The organism is Corynebacterium sp. ACRPF (genome assembly GCF_022347395.1).
GTDB lineage: Bacteria > Actinomycetota > Actinomycetes > Mycobacteriales > Mycobacteriaceae > Corynebacterium > Corynebacterium tuberculostearicum_D.
This window is the reverse complement of the sequence record NZ_JAKRNB010000002.1, coordinates 155436-169637: the sequence shown is the minus strand read 5'-3', so window position 1 is coordinate 169637 and position 14202 is coordinate 155436. Positions and strand designations below refer to the sequence as shown.

Annotated in this window: 15 protein-coding genes, 2 rRNA genes and 4 pseudogenes; 13 read left to right on the top strand and 8 right to left on the bottom strand. The window is 55.1% G+C overall.

Annotation, left to right across the window (positions count from 1 at the left end; all coding sequences use genetic code 11):
- Together MHX61_RS01780 and rrf are read left to right on the top strand one after the other, a co-directional pair.
- Positions 1-182 (top strand): 23S ribosomal RNA (locus MHX61_RS01780); the annotation flags it as partial.
- Positions 183-324: 142 nt separating this feature from the next.
- Positions 325-442, top strand: a 5S ribosomal RNA gene (gene rrf / locus MHX61_RS01775).
- Between the two features lie 419 nt (positions 443-861).
- Here the strand turns inward: rrf and MHX61_RS01770 are convergent.
- Positions 862-1074: pseudogene (locus MHX61_RS01770) on the bottom strand (integrase core domain-containing protein); the annotation flags it as partial.
- Between the two features lie 589 nt (positions 1075-1663).
- Here MHX61_RS01770 and MHX61_RS01765 point away from each other — a divergent pair.
- On the top strand, positions 1664-2908 hold the full coding sequence (locus MHX61_RS01765) for an IS256 family transposase (RefSeq protein WP_239191918.1): 1245 nt from the start codon (positions 1664-1666) through the stop codon (positions 2906-2908).
- A 262-nt stretch (positions 2909-3170) separates the two neighbouring features.
- Here MHX61_RS01765 and MHX61_RS01760 read toward each other — a convergent pair whose 3' ends face one another.
- Positions 3171-3758, bottom strand: coding sequence for a hypothetical protein (locus MHX61_RS01760; protein ID WP_239191916.1), 588 nt, complete (start codon positions 3756-3758; stop codon positions 3171-3173).
- 83 nt (positions 3759-3841) lie between these two features.
- Between MHX61_RS01760 and MHX61_RS01755 the strand changes: the two genes are divergently transcribed.
- Positions 3842-4252: a hypothetical protein gene (locus MHX61_RS01755; RefSeq protein WP_239191914.1), complete on the top strand. Its 411-nt coding sequence runs from the start codon at positions 3842-3844 to the stop codon at positions 4250-4252.
- 191 nt (positions 4253-4443) lie between these two features.
- Here MHX61_RS01755 and MHX61_RS01750 read toward each other — a convergent pair.
- Positions 4444-4710 (bottom strand): annotated as a pseudogene (locus tag MHX61_RS01750) (integrase core domain-containing protein); the annotation flags it as partial.
- Between the two features lie 74 nt (positions 4711-4784).
- Here MHX61_RS01750 and MHX61_RS01745 point away from each other — a divergent pair.
- A pseudogene (locus tag MHX61_RS01745) lies at positions 4785-5782 on the top strand (IS3 family transposase).
- Between the two features lie 30 nt (positions 5783-5812).
- Here the strand turns inward: MHX61_RS01745 and MHX61_RS01740 are convergent.
- Positions 5813-6799, bottom strand: coding sequence for a pseudouridine synthase (locus MHX61_RS01740; RefSeq protein ID WP_370658396.1), 987 nt, complete (start codon positions 6797-6799; stop codon positions 5813-5815).
- Here MHX61_RS01740 and MHX61_RS01735 point away from each other — a divergent pair.
- The 4 genes from MHX61_RS01735 (at position 6780) to MHX61_RS01720 (ending at position 8917) form a co-directional block, all read left to right on the top strand.
- On the top strand, positions 6780-6923 hold the full coding sequence (locus MHX61_RS01735; RefSeq protein WP_239191909.1) for a hypothetical protein: 144 nt from the start codon (positions 6780-6782) through the stop codon (positions 6921-6923). The genes MHX61_RS01740 and MHX61_RS01735 overlap by 20 nt on opposite strands.
- A gap of 41 nt (positions 6924-6964) precedes the next feature.
- Positions 6965-7864, top strand: coding sequence for a universal stress protein (locus MHX61_RS01730; protein ID WP_239191906.1), 900 nt, complete (start codon positions 6965-6967; stop codon positions 7862-7864).
- A gap of 117 nt (positions 7865-7981) precedes the next feature.
- On the top strand, positions 7982-8230 hold the full coding sequence (locus MHX61_RS01725; RefSeq protein WP_239191905.1) for a GlsB/YeaQ/YmgE family stress response membrane protein: 249 nt from the start codon (positions 7982-7984) through the stop codon (positions 8228-8230).
- Between the two features lie 78 nt (positions 8231-8308).
- Positions 8309-8917 (top strand): TetR/AcrR family transcriptional regulator, encoded by a 609-nt coding sequence (locus MHX61_RS01720; RefSeq protein ID WP_005327015.1) that lies wholly within the window; start codon positions 8309-8311, stop codon positions 8915-8917.
- Here the strand turns inward: MHX61_RS01720 and yidC are convergent.
- Complete coding sequence (gene yidC / locus MHX61_RS01715; protein ID WP_005325343.1) at positions 8874-9818, bottom strand: membrane protein insertase YidC; 945 nt, start codon at positions 9816-9818, stop codon at positions 8874-8876. The genes MHX61_RS01720 and yidC overlap by 44 nt on opposite strands.
- Before the next feature lie 33 nt (positions 9819-9851).
- Here yidC and MHX61_RS01710 point away from each other — a divergent pair, with 33 nt between their 5' ends.
- Positions 9852-10514 (top strand): class E sortase, encoded by a 663-nt coding sequence (locus tag MHX61_RS01710; RefSeq protein WP_005327018.1) that lies wholly within the window; start codon positions 9852-9854, stop codon positions 10512-10514.
- Entirely contained in the window at positions 10514-10666 is a 153-nt protein-coding gene (locus tag MHX61_RS01705) for a hypothetical protein (protein ID WP_049377502.1), read from the top strand. The genes MHX61_RS01710 and MHX61_RS01705 overlap by 1 nt, the downstream gene beginning before the upstream one ends.
- Here MHX61_RS01705 and MHX61_RS01700 read toward each other — a convergent pair.
- Complete coding sequence (locus tag MHX61_RS01700; protein WP_204610750.1) at positions 10663-11199, bottom strand: DUF2020 domain-containing protein; 537 nt, start codon at positions 11197-11199, stop codon at positions 10663-10665. The two genes, MHX61_RS01705 and MHX61_RS01700, sit on opposite strands and share 4 nt — an antisense overlap.
- Here MHX61_RS01700 and MHX61_RS01695 point away from each other — a divergent pair.
- Positions 11198-12361, top strand: a complete 1164-nt coding sequence (locus MHX61_RS01695) for a sensor histidine kinase (protein ID WP_239191892.1) — start codon at positions 11198-11200, stop codon at positions 12359-12361. The genes MHX61_RS01700 and MHX61_RS01695 overlap by 2 nt on opposite strands.
- A gap of 37 nt (positions 12362-12398) precedes the next feature.
- Positions 12399-13037, top strand: a complete 639-nt coding sequence (locus MHX61_RS01690) for a response regulator transcription factor (RefSeq protein ID WP_005327021.1) — start codon at positions 12399-12401, stop codon at positions 13035-13037.
- Here the strand turns inward: MHX61_RS01690 and MHX61_RS01685 are convergent.
- A pseudogene (locus MHX61_RS01685) lies at positions 13034-13388 on the bottom strand (Lsr2 family protein). The gene MHX61_RS01690 and the pseudogene MHX61_RS01685 sit on opposite strands and share 4 nt — an antisense overlap.
- Positions 13389-13533: 145 nt before the next feature.
- Positions 13534-14166, bottom strand: a complete 633-nt coding sequence (locus MHX61_RS01680) for a DUF6474 family protein (protein ID WP_005325356.1) — start codon at positions 14164-14166, stop codon at positions 13534-13536.
- Positions 14167-14202: the final 36 nt, after the last annotated feature.

Here is a 14202-nt window from a genome sequence, read left to right as displayed (position 1 = left end):
GTTGGCTAGTGCTGGTTGGCTACGTACGGAAGGGATAACCGCTGAAAGCATCTAAGCGGGAAGCCTGTTTTAAGATGAGGTTTCGTTAAGGTCCCCTAAAGACGATAGGGTAGATAGGCCAGACCTGGAAGCACTGTAAGGTGTGAAGGCTACTGGTACTAATTGACCACAACAAACACCAACACACTAAGTGTGTACCGACAAAAACAAATAGGAAAAGCAAGAAATAGTCACTGTCGTGACCGCGTCCACTATGCAGTATCTGACACAACACCCACCCACAGGGTGGGCACCCAAAAAAAGGGGTGTGTGCTTCGCATGTTTGTCGGTGGTCAATAGCTGCAGGGAAACGCCCGGTCCCATTCCGAACCCGGAAGCTAAGCCTGCACACGCTGATGGTACTGCAACCGGGAGGTTGTGGGAGAGTAAGTCACCGCCGACACCAAACAACAAAAACAACTCAATAACCCAAGAAAGGGAAGAGAACGGAACACCACCGTCCTCTTCCCTTCTTTCACGTTTTACGGACGCAGGCGTCATGCAACAGTACTCGTGGCGAGCTGCACGCCGCCGCCTTTCGTCGGCGTTAAAGTTTTTAGCCATCAGGCGCCCTAGGTGAACACTTCAGGACTCGCAACTTGCTGCGTCCCCGCACCCAGCTGTGCTTATTGTCAGGGATTTACGGGACAGGGAATGGCTCGGTGACTTTTCTTTATCCACTCCTAGAATGCGCCCGCTATGGTCCTACGTTTCCCGACGTGACAGTTCTACGGTCAACGCAATATGACGGCTAGGGGTGATCGATTTAGTGGTGCGTATAGAAAGGGGCCCGACCCCTGGAAAGTAGAAACAGGGGTTTCATCAGGAAGCACGTTTTAGGATAGCAGGACCTTGAGTTTCAAATCCCGCAGGCGCGAGATAGCCACATCAGGAATGCCTAGGTTTTGTGTTGTACCTGGTGCACCATCGAAATACCTCCCGACGGCGCACAAGCTAATTGGCAAACGTTTTGGTATTTTGCATCACTTCCCGTTTGAGCGTGGCATTAAACGACTCCGCCAGCGAATTATTCGCACGGACCTGACTTGGTGTAAACGACACAAAGTTGTCCCATAAAGCTATAGTCGAACTACCTATCTCTGTAGCTCACCCTGCTTCGGCGAGTCCGTACTGGAATTCAAACAAAGCGATAAGGTAGCGTGCTCAATCTTCTTTGATCAGCATGTTTATTAATCTCCCAGCAAAGATTTCTCTAAAAACTGCCATTCTAAGATTCAAATACTCGCGTTAACTGCGGGTATTCTTATGCCCAAAACGCGGGAAGCAAAAAGTGCTGAAACCAAGCGCATGCTTAGAAATTGAGATTCCACCCCCGAAAAGTGCTGAAACCTAGCAAAGGAATCTTCATAATCCCAGGTTAAACAGGCGTTTTAGTCCCCGCTATATGCCCGATAGGACATAAAGAACATATAGAACCGGTAGATCCTTCAGGAATTTGAGGGGAATACACAATCGCTAACCGCAGCACAAATCAGTTGGTTGCGTCCCCTAACGTGGTGTATCTGTAGCCCGCGGTAAGTCTTGTGCCGGTGTGCATGAAGGCGACCATCGCGGGTACCTTTCGAATCAACTCTTACCTATCCTCGAAAGGAAGTACCCTGCGATGGCCGCTGACCCTCATCATATCGATCCGACCGCGTATCTCGAAGAGCTACTGACTCAAGCGTCCCCAGATTTGATGCGCCAAATGCTCACTGACTTCATCAACCAGATTCTTTCCGCCCAAGCAGACACCGTCTGCGGGGCTGATTACGCCACCGTGTCAGCCGAGCGCACCAACACACGTAATGGCTACCGTCATCGCCAACTTGATACCCGAGTCGGCAGCATTGATGTGGCAATCCCGAAGCTACGCACCGGCGCATTTTTTCCTGACTGGCTGCTAGAGCGCCGCAGCCGCACCGAGCGTGCCCTGACCACAGTCATCGCCACCTGTTACCTGAAAGGAGTCTCCACTCGCAGGATGAACGACCTGGTGGCCACCCTTGGGATCAACAACTTGTCGAAGTCTCAGGTCAGCCAGATGGCCAAAGAACTCGATGACATGGTCGATGACTTCCGCACCCGCCGGCTTGACCAAGGCCCCTACCACTTTGTCTCCTGCGACGCGCTGACAATGAAGGTGCGGGAAGGAGGACGTGTCGTAAAGACCAGCGTGTTGCTGGCCACAGGTGTCAACGCTGACGGCTACCGAGAGCTTTTGGGCATGCAGGTTGCCACCGCGGAATCTACCGCGTCGTGGACCGGGTTCTTTCGGGACCTCATCGCCCGTGGCCTGACCGGGGTATTCCTCGTTACTAGTGATGCCCATCTTGGTATTCAAGCAGCCGTGGGTGACTGCCTGCCGCAGGCTTGTTGGCAGCGGTGTCGGACGCACTTCGCGAAGAACCTCTCGGCCCAGGTTCCCAATACCCAATGGCCGACTCTGTCAGCGATGTTTCACACAATCTTTCAGCAACCCGATGCCGCTAGTGTGTGGGCCCAAGCTCGTGAGGTTATTGAATTCTGCCAGCAGAAATTCCCTCACGTTGCCACCTACCTCGAGGAGTGTCTCGACGAGCTGTTGGCGTTTACCGCTGCGCCGAGAGCGGTGTGGACCAAAATCTGGTCGAATAACCCCACTGAACGGCTCAATAGGGAGATCCGCCGGCGTACCGATGTCGTAGGAATCTTCCCAAACCGAGACGCTGTTGTGCGCCTTGTTGGGGCGGTTTTGGCCGAACAGCACGATGACTGGATCCAACAGAAGCGTTATATGTCACTGACCAGCCTGGCACAGACCAAAGAGATCATCGCCGCTGGGGTCATCGACGAGGACCGCGACAACAACCAGGAGATCGCCGCGTGAATACCCTCACCCCTTATCCCCGAGATGGCCCCTAAACCACCGCCATGAAACTAACCCCAGATTCGAAAACAGATACACCACTACCCAGGACTTGACCAATCAGTTTTACAGAGAATGCTCCATTCATGCTGGTGATAGGCATAAAATGAAGCTTTAACCTAAGTTGGGTGAGTTTAAGCAACTAGCGCAAAGCGCTGCCAGTAAGTTCACTGACAGCGCTTACATTCAACCTGCTATACCGAGGCTTACACGTTGGGTTCCACTATTCTTTAGCGATTTGTTCTACGCCTTTCTTTACAGCAGGCTTAACAGCGGCCTTGACCGGTTGCGTGAGGGTCTTCTTAAGAGATGCAGTAATCACACCGCCTGGCACAGCGCCAAATACACAATCTACGGCTGCTCCAACAGCAATATCCGTAGCTTCATCTACAGAAGCTCCTTCTTTAAGAGCATTCTTAATTTGGGTTTTCCCTTCCCCAACAACTACACCTCCGGCACAGCCAACAACTGCAGCTGCTGCCCACAAAGGCAGGGCTCGCGTGCTTGTACCATCGTTGTCACCAGAGTCTGGAGACTCCGCGAGTTCCAGCATTTGATTCGCTTCTTCTTCGCTTACTTCGCCTGACTTCTGGGCTTCTTCTATGCCACGGACGTAGTCCTGAGTCATCTTATCGGCATCTGCACGGGTCAATCCAGCTTCTGCGAGATCAGCTTCGCTTGGGTTCTTAGGAAAATCATTTCCTGCTTCGTAAGATCCTTGACTCTCAGTACCTTCATTTGCGTGTGCGACAGTTGAGCCAGAAATAGCAAGAGATGAAGCGAATACTATTGCCAGAGCCTTACGTCGCATTGAGGTTTTTCAAGAATCCATATGAAGTCAATCCTTTCTTCGGAGGTTGTGTAACGTACGACACCACCGTAACGTTCCGTCTAATGGAAAAGGAGCTCACTATGCAGAAATGTTTCACCTTTGTTGTACTACTGTTATCTTCGTTCTCTCTCGGCTTGCTCTACACAACTGTCACTATGATGATGGATTCTGACCCTCGAGCCCCCATCCCTCTAACCACTTTTCTGATAGCAGCACCTGCAACGATATTCCTCTATTTCGGCGGAAAACTCCTTGATAGAAATGTCAACATCGGTACTGTAATCAGCAGCAATCTGCAACTTTTTATGGTTTCTGCGAGTTGCTTAATGTTAGTCTTTCTCCCCTCTTCGATTGCGCATAATCAGACACTGCAAGACTGGGGAATTGATGCAATATTTGCAGTCATTTTATCGGCGCTTGCGACCTTTACTGTCTCACGCTTTATTAAAAAAATCGTGAGTGATGGCCTATAGACCGTTACCTCCCGACCTTCTCCAAGAGCCAATTCTCAAGGGACACGACTGTCATTTCACTATTCGTTCACTCTGGCCCACATCTTAAGAACCCGAGGCTGTCTCTACTATCCAGTAGCCCTGAAGCGCCCCGAGTTTTGTTCCTAGGCATTTGCCTTGATTTCTATTATTTCCTGTGGCGGGTTCTGCCTTCAAAATTCGGGTTCCACCTCGACCGGGGTTCGGTATCCCAAGCTTTGGTGGAGCCTAGTCTCGTTCCACCATGACACCCACTCGAACGTCGCGATTTCTACCTCGACAACGTCTTCCCACCTGCGAGCATGAATCAGCTCATTCGTGTAGGAGCCGTTAACGTTTTCAGCTAGAGCATTGTCATAGGAGCCACCAACCGTCCCAGTAGAAGCGGCAATCCTGTGCTGAGCAAGTCGCTCGTTGTAGACAACGCTGACGTACTGCGAGCGGACCCGACCCCCGTTAGGTAGACACCTGATATCCAGCCCGGTTGGGTTGGGAAGAAAGGTAATCTACCACCATGCCTAGGTACTCCGAACAGTTCAAATGTGATGCTGTGGCCCTCTACGAAAACAATGAGGACCTCTCACTTCACACGGCTGCAGCAGAGCTAGGAATCAATGGTTCTTCACTTTATTCCTGACTTAAGCAGCACGCCACCGGCAAACGTGCCCGCTCGAAGAACATGCGTGACAAGGCCCAGGCGACGACTGATTCCGAACGAATCCGCCAGCGAGACAAAAGAAAACGCGAAGCTGCGCGAAGAACGTGACATCCTGCGCAAGGCCGCGAAGTATTTTGCCGAAGAGACACGCTGGTAATCCGCTTCCAGTTTGTCTATGACCACCGAACCGAGTACTCGGTCAAGCGGATGTGCCACGTGTTAAAGCTCAATCGCTCCTCGTTCTACAAATGGGTCAACACCCGCGCAAAACGCAGGTTAAAGACGTGCTCCGATGCCCTTCTTGGTGCGAGAATCAAGACCATTTTCGATGACGAGCACGGGCTTTATGGCGCTAAACGCATCGCTGCAAGCCTCAACAACGATACGGACTTTCCCCCGATAACCCATAAGAAGGTCGCACGCATCATGAAATCCATGGGACTGAAAGGCTTTACTAAACGGCGTCGATGCATCACCACCCGGCGCAAGCCTGGCCACCGAGTCATGCCAGAAAAGTCCGCGGAAGCCTTAAAGGGGCAATTTTCCATTCCGATCACGGCAGTGTGTACACCTCACAAGCATTTCGGGACCACTGCACCCAGCTTGGTGTACGCCAATCCATGGGAGCGGTGGGAACGAGTGCCGATAATGCCCTGGCAGAATCATTTAACGCCAGTCTCAAGCGTGAAGTTCTGCGTGATCGGAAAGTGTTTGACAATCACATCATCTGCCGCCAAGAAGTCTTCCGGTGGTGCATGCGCTACAACACGCGCAGACGGCACTCCTGGTGCAACCTTCTAGCCCCCGATGACTTCGAAGCGCTTAATTCAGCTACACTGACTCAAGCAGCATAGCTAACCCCCGACGTGTCTACTTTCCGGGGGTCAGGCCCGAGGAAGGGCGGACTCGAACGCCCGTTTCTTCCCGCTGATGGGGTCAGTAAATTCGATGTGGCTTGCTGTGAGATGCATTGGGATACGCATATCCTCCGCGTCCTCAGGATAGATTACTGGATAGACGGGATCACCTAGGATGGGTATTCCAGCTTGCCACATGTGAAGACGCAATTGATGGGTCTTGCCCGTGGTGGGTTTAAGCGTGTATTTGCCTAATTGCGGCAGGGCGCCATGGATCCTTTCATACGGGGCGTTGTCTATTAGTTCTACTGCGGCCAGAGTAGTAAAAGCGTTGGGGGTGCCACGACCTATTCGTCCTTGGATTTCGCCAGGGGTTTTGGTGAGGTGGGAGGCCCATTGGAGGGGCGTCGGAAAGCGGCGGTATTCGGCGATCGCCTGATAGGTCTTTTGTACCTTCTTTTCCGCGAAGAGGGTTTGGAAGGCGCCGCGAACCTCGCGATGTTTGGTGAATAGCAAAATTCCGGAGGTAAGTCTGTCTAGGCGGTGCGCTGGGGCAAGCTCGTCGTTACCTGTCATTCGCCGTAGCTGGACCGTAGCGGTCTGTACGATGTGGCGGGCGCGTGGCATGGTTGCCATAAACGGTGGCTTATCTGCGACGAGGATATGTTCATCCTCGAAGAGGATGGGGACGTCGTAAGGCACCGGTGTTTCAGGCGCCGGCATGCGGTAGAAAAAGACATCCTCGTCCTGGCTCAATATTGAGTCCGGACGGAGCTTGGTTTGATTGCGTAGGACAACCTCGCCGGAGTCGAAACGCGCCTGGAGTGCCGAAGCGTCGTCCTCGGGGTGTCGGTGGCGTTGTGCCGAGATGACTGCACTAAGAAACTCCCAGGCAGTTATGCCTGCCTCGGAGGTGCGCACGCGGGTTGGATTCAGGCCGTCTTTAATCGGTAAAGGCGTGAAACCTTTTCTGCGATGTATTAATGTTTTGTCCATGGAATTTAACTCTCTCATTGAACCGGTTGTCGCCTTTTTCTCTGAAGGCATTGGCGCTGTAATTCGTAACGTGCTGGAGTTTGTTTACACTGTTATGTTCCCGTCGAATTCCGAGGCTGCAACCGTCAACCCTCAAGCCTAATCCGTACTACAATTAAGGTATAACCACCGAAAGGACACATCATGGCTAAGGAAGACATTGTAGTCGTTGCCGTTGACGGTTCGGATGCATCGAAGAATGCAGTACGTTGGGCCGCAAATACGGCTATGAAGCGCGAGATTCCACTGCGAATCGCATCCAGCTACACCATGCCACAGTTCCTGTACGCAGAGGGTATGGTTCCGCCAAAGGAGCTTTTCGACGACTTGCAGGCCGAAACGCTCGAGAAGATCGAGGAAGCTCGCGCCATCGCTCATGAGGTAGCCCCAGAGCTGAAGATTGGTCACACTGTGGCCGAGGGCTCCCCGATCGACATGCTGCTAGAAATGTCGCACGATGTCACCATGATCGTCATGGGCTCCCGCGGCATGGGTGGCCTGTCCGGCATGGTGATGGGTTCTGTCTCCGCTTCGGTTGTGTCCCATGCCTCTTGCCCGGTGGTCGTCGTTCGAGAGGATAATCATGTTACGGACTCCACCAAGTACGGCCCTGTCGTCGTTGGTGTGGATGGTTCCGAGGTATCGCAGAAAGCTACTTCTTACGCATTCCGAGAGGCACAGGCCCGCGGTGCTGCTTTGATTGCCGTGCACACTTGGATGGATATGCAGGTGCAGGCTTCCTTGGCGGGGCTTTCGGCCGCCCAGTCCGAGTGGGCTGATATTGAAAGGGAGCAGAGCGAGCTTCTGACCGAGAATCTGAAGGAGCCGCGTGAAGAATACCCAGAGGTTGAGGTAAAGAAGCTCATTACCCGTGACCGTCCAGTGAGCGCTTTGACCGAGGCTGCAGAAGGCGCGCAGCTATTGGTTGTTGGTTCGCACGGTCGTGGCGGCTTTAAAGGTATGCTCTTGGGCTCGACCTCTCGCGCACTGTTGCAGTCCGCACCGTGCCCGATGATGGTTGTCCGTCCGGATGAGGAAGGCTAAAAGCTGCTGTCATAGAGCGCTTCGCCCCCTGGGCGGGGCGCTCTTGTTGTTCGGTATCCTCTTAGGTAGCCTGCGCTCGTGTAGGCTAAGGTTTACCCACTAATTTAGGAGGAATATATGAACTTGGGTTTGGGGCTTTTTAGCTCGATCATTATTGGTATCATCGCCGGCTGGTTGGCAGAAAAGATTATGAAGCGCGATCATGGCTTGCTGACCAACCTTATCGTTGGTGTGCTTGGCGGTGTTATCGGCGGCATGATTATCCACTTCCTGAATATTGAGGAAGGCGGTTGGATCTTCTCGTTGCTTGCCGCTACTGGTGGCGCCTGTATCCTGCTGTGGATTGTGGGGCTCATTAAGAAGTAACCCGAATATAATTCGCGTACATACCGGTTTGTCTATAAAGTATAGATGAACCGGCTTTGTCGTTTTAGAGAGGAACCCATGGCAGAGAAGAAGTCGCGCCGCAATCGGCCCAGCCCGCGCAGCCGGCTGCTGGAATCAGCGACCAAGCTTTTTACCACCGAGGGCATTCGCGTTATCGGAATTGACCGCATCCTACGCGAGGCAGATGTGGCTAAAGCTTCTTTGTACTCCTTATTTGGTTCCAAAGACGCGCTCGTTATCGCTTATGTAGAAGCTTTGGATGAGAAGTTCCGCCAAGATTGGGAACAGCGTACCGCGGAGATGACGGATCCGGATCAAAAGATCCTGGCCTTTTTTGATAAGGCGATCGAGGAAGAACCCACGCAGGAATTCCGCGGCTCCCACTTCTTGAATGCGGCCGGAGAGTATCCGCGCCCCGAAACCGAGGCGGAACACGGTATCGTGGCTGCCTGCGTTGAACACCGTAATTGGGTGCATTCCACACTGACCGCCTTGCTAACCGAGCGCAATGGTTACCCATCGTCCTCGCAGGCGAGCCAGCTGTTGATTTTCCTGGATGGCGGCCGTGCGGGTGCTCGGCTCACCAAGGAGATTGGGCCGCTGCAGACGGCCCGCGACCTAGCTACTCAGATGCTTTCTGCTCCCCCTGCTGATTATTCGATTTAAGGTACTTTCGCGCCTCCATACGTAGCTGGCTGACCCGCTTCTTCTCCTCCTTGGAGAGGGCGGGTTCTTTTTCGCGCTTGCGCCAGCGGCGAATGCTTTCGCGGCGCATAGCGTGGACATCCTCAGTAAGCGGGTAGTCGCGGTGCAAAATGATCTCAAAGATAGCGGTTTGGATCAGCATGAAGAGATAGGCGCAGCCCCAGTAAAGGATGATGGCCACTGGGATAGGTCCGGTTTGGGCTAGGTGCCACAGGAAGAATGGGATCACCAGGAGCAAAAAGCCCATGAGAATGAAGACGCGGCGGTTGACCTTCTGATCAAATTGAGTGGTGCGGAAACTGCGCACGAGGGAAATGACGGAATTAGCCATGGTAAAGGCGATGGCGGCAATGAGGATGGGATTGATGAGGTCGCCGTGCTCGCGGGCGAAATCCGTCAGCGGAGCGCCGTAAAAGGTGGTTTCGCGGAAGGCCGAGACGTCGGAGGCATTCAACATGCCCACGGTGGTGGAGCCGCGCTCAATATTGGACATGCGCAGGAGCACTTGATAGAGGCCGATGAAGGCCGGAATCATGATGAGCGGGGGAACACAACCAGCTGCGGGGTTGTAGTTATAGCTCTTCATGAGGTTCTTTTCCTCTTGCATGAGCTCCGCCATTTCCTCGGTGGTGGTGGCGTTATTCATCTGCTTTTTGATGCGGTTATTCTCCGGGCGGATGAGTGCGCCGATGCGGGCGGAGCGTACGGATATCCAGTTCAAGGGAACAACGACGCCGCGCACGGTGATAACCAGCAGGATGATGGAAATCAGCCAGGCCGTAGATTCACCGACGAAGCTGCTGATGAGCCAGTGCCAGAATTTCATGATTCCGGAAACTGGGTACATGAAGACTTCGTACATGCTCAACCTTTCATGGGCAGTATGGTCTAAGGCATGACTAAAGTTCTAGGGGAACTCATGCTAACCATTGGCGTGGTTCTTTTACTCTTTGCATTCTATGAAGCCTATTGGACAAATGTAGAATCCGGTCAGCTGCAGGAGGAGGCGAGCGCCCACCTCGACGAGCAATGGCGCAATCCGCGGCAGAAGTTGGAGCCGGAGTTGGGTGAGGCGTTCGCGCAGCTTTATATTCCCACGTTCGGTTCTGACTACCGCTTCGCCATCATTGAGGGCACCAATGAAGATGATCTGCTGCGAGGCCCGGGGCGCTACCTGGATTCCCAGATGCCGGGAGAGATGGGCAATTTTGCGGTTGCGGGCCATCGCGTGGGCAAGGGAGCTCCCTTTAATGACTTGGGCAAGCTAGAGACCTGCGATGACATCGTGGTGGAGACGCAGAAGGAGCGAATTACCTATCGCGTATTGCCCATCGATGGCGAGCAGGCGGATTGTTTCAATGGAATTCCGCCGGAGTATTCCCATGTGGCTGGGCGGCATATTACGACGCCTGGCGACGTCTCGGTGACCAACCCCGTGCCAGAGTCGGACGCCGAGCCGAGCCGCGAGATCTTGACCTTGACCACGTGTCACCCGCAGTTTTCCAACGCGGAGCGCATGATTGTGCACGCTATGGAAGTAGAAAAAGAGGAGAAATAATGTATCGCGCTTTGTGGAATCTCTTGCCGGGGCCCACACCGGTGAAGGTCATCTTGGCCATTGCTATTGCGGTGGGAGTCTTTTTCCTGCTGATGGAAGTGGTATTCCCGTGGCTGTCGCCGATGATGCCGTACAACGACGTCGCGGTTTAAAGGCCCAAGTTGGCGATCGCTTCGTGGGCGATCTGCTCTGATTTAACGGTTTGTTGCTGGTTGCTCCACACCAGCACCGCGTGCGTGTCCTTCTGGACGGCGTACACGGCGTGCTCATTGACTACGCCCCGGCCACCTTCCCAGCCGTCGAAGGAGGCCGGTTCGGTGGCGTCGATAGGCGCGGCCCAATCCACTGCGGCGCGGGCGTCGTCGACCGTGGGCATATCGCGCACGATGACGGTGGCTTGTGGGTCGTCCTGGTAGGACCAAAAGACGCAGGCCGGGGTGGGAAAGCGCGTGTCGATGCCCTGCTTGGTCAGGCGCTGGCCGTTGGTTTCTTCGAGCCAGCCAGGGCCGATGTAGGGGCAATCGCTCCAGTCATTGACTTCCGCGGTTTGGGCCACGTTAACCTCCGGTGCCTCCGAAGCCTCCGGAGTCACCGTAGTGGTTGGTGCAGGGGTGGGTGCGGATGAATCGCAGCCGGCGATCCCAAAAGTGGCTAAGGCGAGTAGGGGAAGTAGGCTTTTGCGCATGAGCCCCACAATAGACCGGGATACCGATGCGTTGCGCACCGGCATCCATATCCTGACCGCTGGCCTGCTGGTGGTAGGCATTTTTACCTCCGCACGAATGCCGCTTTCGCAAGCGATCATCAACCTGCTGCTCTTGGTGGGCTTTGCGGCCGTGTACTTCGCAGGCTCGGTATACGGGGAATATTGGGCCCGGCCTGTGCGCTACCTGTGGCTGTGCATACTCTCGGTGCTGTGGGTTGCGGATCTGTTCGTGGCCCCCGCGGCAATCTATTTGGTTTTCGCCATGTTCTTTTTGTACCTCACGGTGCTGGACATGGCGGCGGGCATCGCGTGCGTCATCGTTGCCTCGATCATCACCGTGGTGGTGCAGATTCCGCAGGGTCTGACCTTCGGCGGCGTCATGGGGCCGGCGGTCTCGGCGCTGGTGACGATAGCGATCACCTACGCCTTCCGGACACTGTCGCGGATGAATAAAGAGTTGATTGAAACCCGTTCGCAGCTGGCAGCCACGGAGCGCGATGCCGGCATGGTGGCCGAACGTCAGCGCATTGCGCACGAGATTCATGACACCCTTGCCCAGGGACTGTCTTCCATTCAAATGCTCCTGCATTCGGCGGACCGTGATCTGGATAAGCAGGACGCGGGCAAAGCGCGAGAGCGCATCGAGCTGGCCCGCAGGACGGCCGCGGATAATTTACACGAAGCGCGGGCAATGATTGCCGCTTTGCAGCCGCCGACGCTCAATGAGGCATCCCTTGAGGCCGCGTTGACCCGTATGGCGGAAAATTTCGGCGCTACCGGAGATATCCACGTCGAGGTGGAATCCGAAGGAGAGGTACAGCAGCTGCCCATGAAGGTAGAGGCGGCGCTGCTGCGGATTGCGCAGGGCGCTGTGGGGAACGTCGTCAAGCATGCAGAGGCAAGCCGCGCCCGGATCACGGTGACCTATGAGGGCGATGAGGTGCGCCTGGACGTGGTGGATAACGGCAAGGGCTTTGATCCAGCCGCGGTGGAAAGTACCCCGGCAGGGCTGGGGCATATTGGGCTGGCCGCAATTAGGCGCCGGGCACAGGAGCTAGGTGGGGAGGTCATTATTGAATCCGCACCGGGGGAGGGCACTGCCGTGTCAGTTAGTATGCCCTTAGGCAACCGGGTAGATTAAACTTTTGGTTGACAATGACATCGATAGGAGGAATGTCGTGATTCGGGTCCTATTGGCAGATGACCACGAAATCGTCCGCCTGGGTCTGCGCTCCGTGCTTGAGGGCGCAGAGGATATCGACGTCGTAGGGGAGGTCGCTACGGCCGAAGCTGCGGTGTCGGCAGCGCAGGCGGGCGGCATCGATGTCATTTTGATGGACCTGCGCTTCGGCGCGGGCGTGGAAGGAACCCGCGTTATGGGCGGCGCGGAGGCAACCGCGCAGATTCGCTCCGCGATGGCCACCCCGCCCAAGGTCCTCGTGGTTACCAACTATGACACTGATGCGGATATCCTCGGCGCTATCGAAGCTGGCGCCGTGGGCTACCTGCTCAAGGACGCACCACCGCACGAGCTGCTGGCCGCAGTGCGCTCGACTGCGGAGGGTGATTCGGCGCTATCTCCCATCGTGGCCGATAGGCTGATGACTCGCGTGCGTACGCCACGCACCTCGCTCACGCCGCGTGAGCTTGAGGTCTTGCAGCTAGTTGCGGCGGGTGCGTCGAACCGGCAGATTGGCCAGGATCTCATGCTGTCTGAGGCCACGGTGAAGTCCCACCTGGTGCACATTTATGACAAATTGGGCGTGCGCTCGCGCACCTCTGCTGTGGCGGCAGCGCGCGAGCAAGGCGTGCTTTAATTAGCGGCGTTATACGCCTCGATAACGTCTTGCCGGATCTTTCCGCGGTGCGCCACTGGCAGGCCTTGGGTGCGGGCCCATTCGCGGATTTGGCTGGGGTTTGCCCGCTGCGCATCGTGCGCGGGGGGCTATGCGGGCGGCGTCCACGTAGGGGGCGAGCAGATTATGGAAATGCCGAGCATTATCCGTGGAGAGATCGATAAGGTAATTTTGACCGTTTACGCTGAAGCTAACGACTTCTAGCTGGTCTTCGGGGATTAGGGTGTGGCCCAAGTCGTCGTAAAATTGGGTCACTTCACGGCGGGAAATATTTCCTCCACTTTTAAAAATTGCACCAAGCACAGAGAGCATAAACGGTGCTAAAGGGGTAGGGCGGTGAGAAGATTATCAGCAACTTTTTCTGGCCGAAAATACTTTTCCCGAAAAATCCCGGATCTTTATAGAAAAAAATTAAACGCCACCACCGAATAGGAGGCGGTGGCGGCGTGTATCTCTTTTACTGGGCCAGGCGCTGCTGGATTTCCGCAGTAATGGAGTCAATTTCCGAGCTAATGGTCTTGTGAGCGCGGCGGCGCTGCTGCTCGGTCATGAACTCGGCATTATCGATGGCGGAGTCCACTTCTTGCAGGCGGTCACGCACATCGCGCTTGAAGCCGGCCGGAACGTCCGTGTTATCGAGGGAGTTGCGGATGCCGGCGGTGCGGGCCTTGAGCGGCGCACCGTAGCCGGAGAAGGAAGCCATCTGATCCGAGCTCACGCCGGCCTTAGCGGCCTTGCGCTTTTCGCCCTCGGTCTTCAGGCCCACGTAGCCGCGGTAGAGGAGCGGCAGCAGCAGGGGTGCGGCGGTGCGCAGTGCACCGGCATAACGCTTGACATTATCGGAGTTAAAGCGGCCGGCCTTGAGCTTGGCCAGCTCGTTCTTGGCCATCTTCTCCTCATGCTTGCGGCGCTTCTTGAGGCCCTTTTCCTCCGACTTAATGAGGTGCTTTTCCTGCTTGGCCAGGAGCTTTTGCTGGCGGCGACGGTCCTTAGACTGGGCCTTTACCTCTGCCTTGGCACGGGTCTTGGCGGCCTTTGCCTGTGCGCGTGCTTCTTGGCGGGCCTTTTTAACTTTCTTCAGAATGCTCATAAAATTTCCCTCACGTTTGATCGAGTCTGGATTCAA

Excerpts from the sequence above, each read along its gene's own strand:
- MHX61_RS01765 (WP_239191918.1), top strand. The coding sequence starts at position 1,664 with ATGGCCGCTGACCCTCATCATATCGATCCGACCGCGTATCTCGAAGAG.
- MHX61_RS01760 (WP_239191916.1), bottom strand. The coding sequence starts at position 3,758 with ATGCGACGTAAGGCTCTGGCAATAGTATTCGCTTCATCTCTTGCTATT.
- MHX61_RS01755 (WP_239191914.1), top strand. The coding sequence starts at position 3,842 with ATGGAAAAGGAGCTCACTATGCAGAAATGTTTCACCTTTGTTGTACTA.
- MHX61_RS01735 (WP_239191909.1), top strand. The coding sequence starts at position 6,780 with ATGGAATTTAACTCTCTCATTGAACCGGTTGTCGCCTTTTTCTCTGAA.
- MHX61_RS01740 (WP_370658396.1), bottom strand. The coding sequence starts at position 6,799 with ATGAGAGAGTTAAATTCCATGGACAAAACATTAATACATCGCAGAAAA.
- MHX61_RS01730 (WP_239191906.1), top strand. The coding sequence starts at position 6,965 with ATGGCTAAGGAAGACATTGTAGTCGTTGCCGTTGACGGTTCGGATGCA.
- MHX61_RS01725 (WP_239191905.1), top strand. The coding sequence starts at position 7,982 with ATGAACTTGGGTTTGGGGCTTTTTAGCTCGATCATTATTGGTATCATC.
- MHX61_RS01720 (WP_005327015.1), top strand. The coding sequence starts at position 8,309 with ATGGCAGAGAAGAAGTCGCGCCGCAATCGGCCCAGCCCGCGCAGCCGG.
- yidC (WP_005325343.1), bottom strand. The coding sequence starts at position 9,818 with ATGTACGAAGTCTTCATGTACCCAGTTTCCGGAATCATGAAATTCTGG.
- MHX61_RS01710 (WP_005327018.1), top strand. The coding sequence starts at position 9,852 with ATGACTAAAGTTCTAGGGGAACTCATGCTAACCATTGGCGTGGTTCTT.
- MHX61_RS01705 (WP_049377502.1), top strand. The coding sequence starts at position 10,514 with ATGTATCGCGCTTTGTGGAATCTCTTGCCGGGGCCCACACCGGTGAAG.
- MHX61_RS01695 (WP_239191892.1), top strand. The coding sequence starts at position 11,198 with ATGAGCCCCACAATAGACCGGGATACCGATGCGTTGCGCACCGGCATC.
- MHX61_RS01700 (WP_204610750.1), bottom strand. The coding sequence starts at position 11,199 with ATGCGCAAAAGCCTACTTCCCCTACTCGCCTTAGCCACTTTTGGGATC.
- MHX61_RS01680 (WP_005325356.1), bottom strand. The coding sequence starts at position 14,166 with ATGAGCATTCTGAAGAAAGTTAAAAAGGCCCGCCAAGAAGCACGCGCA.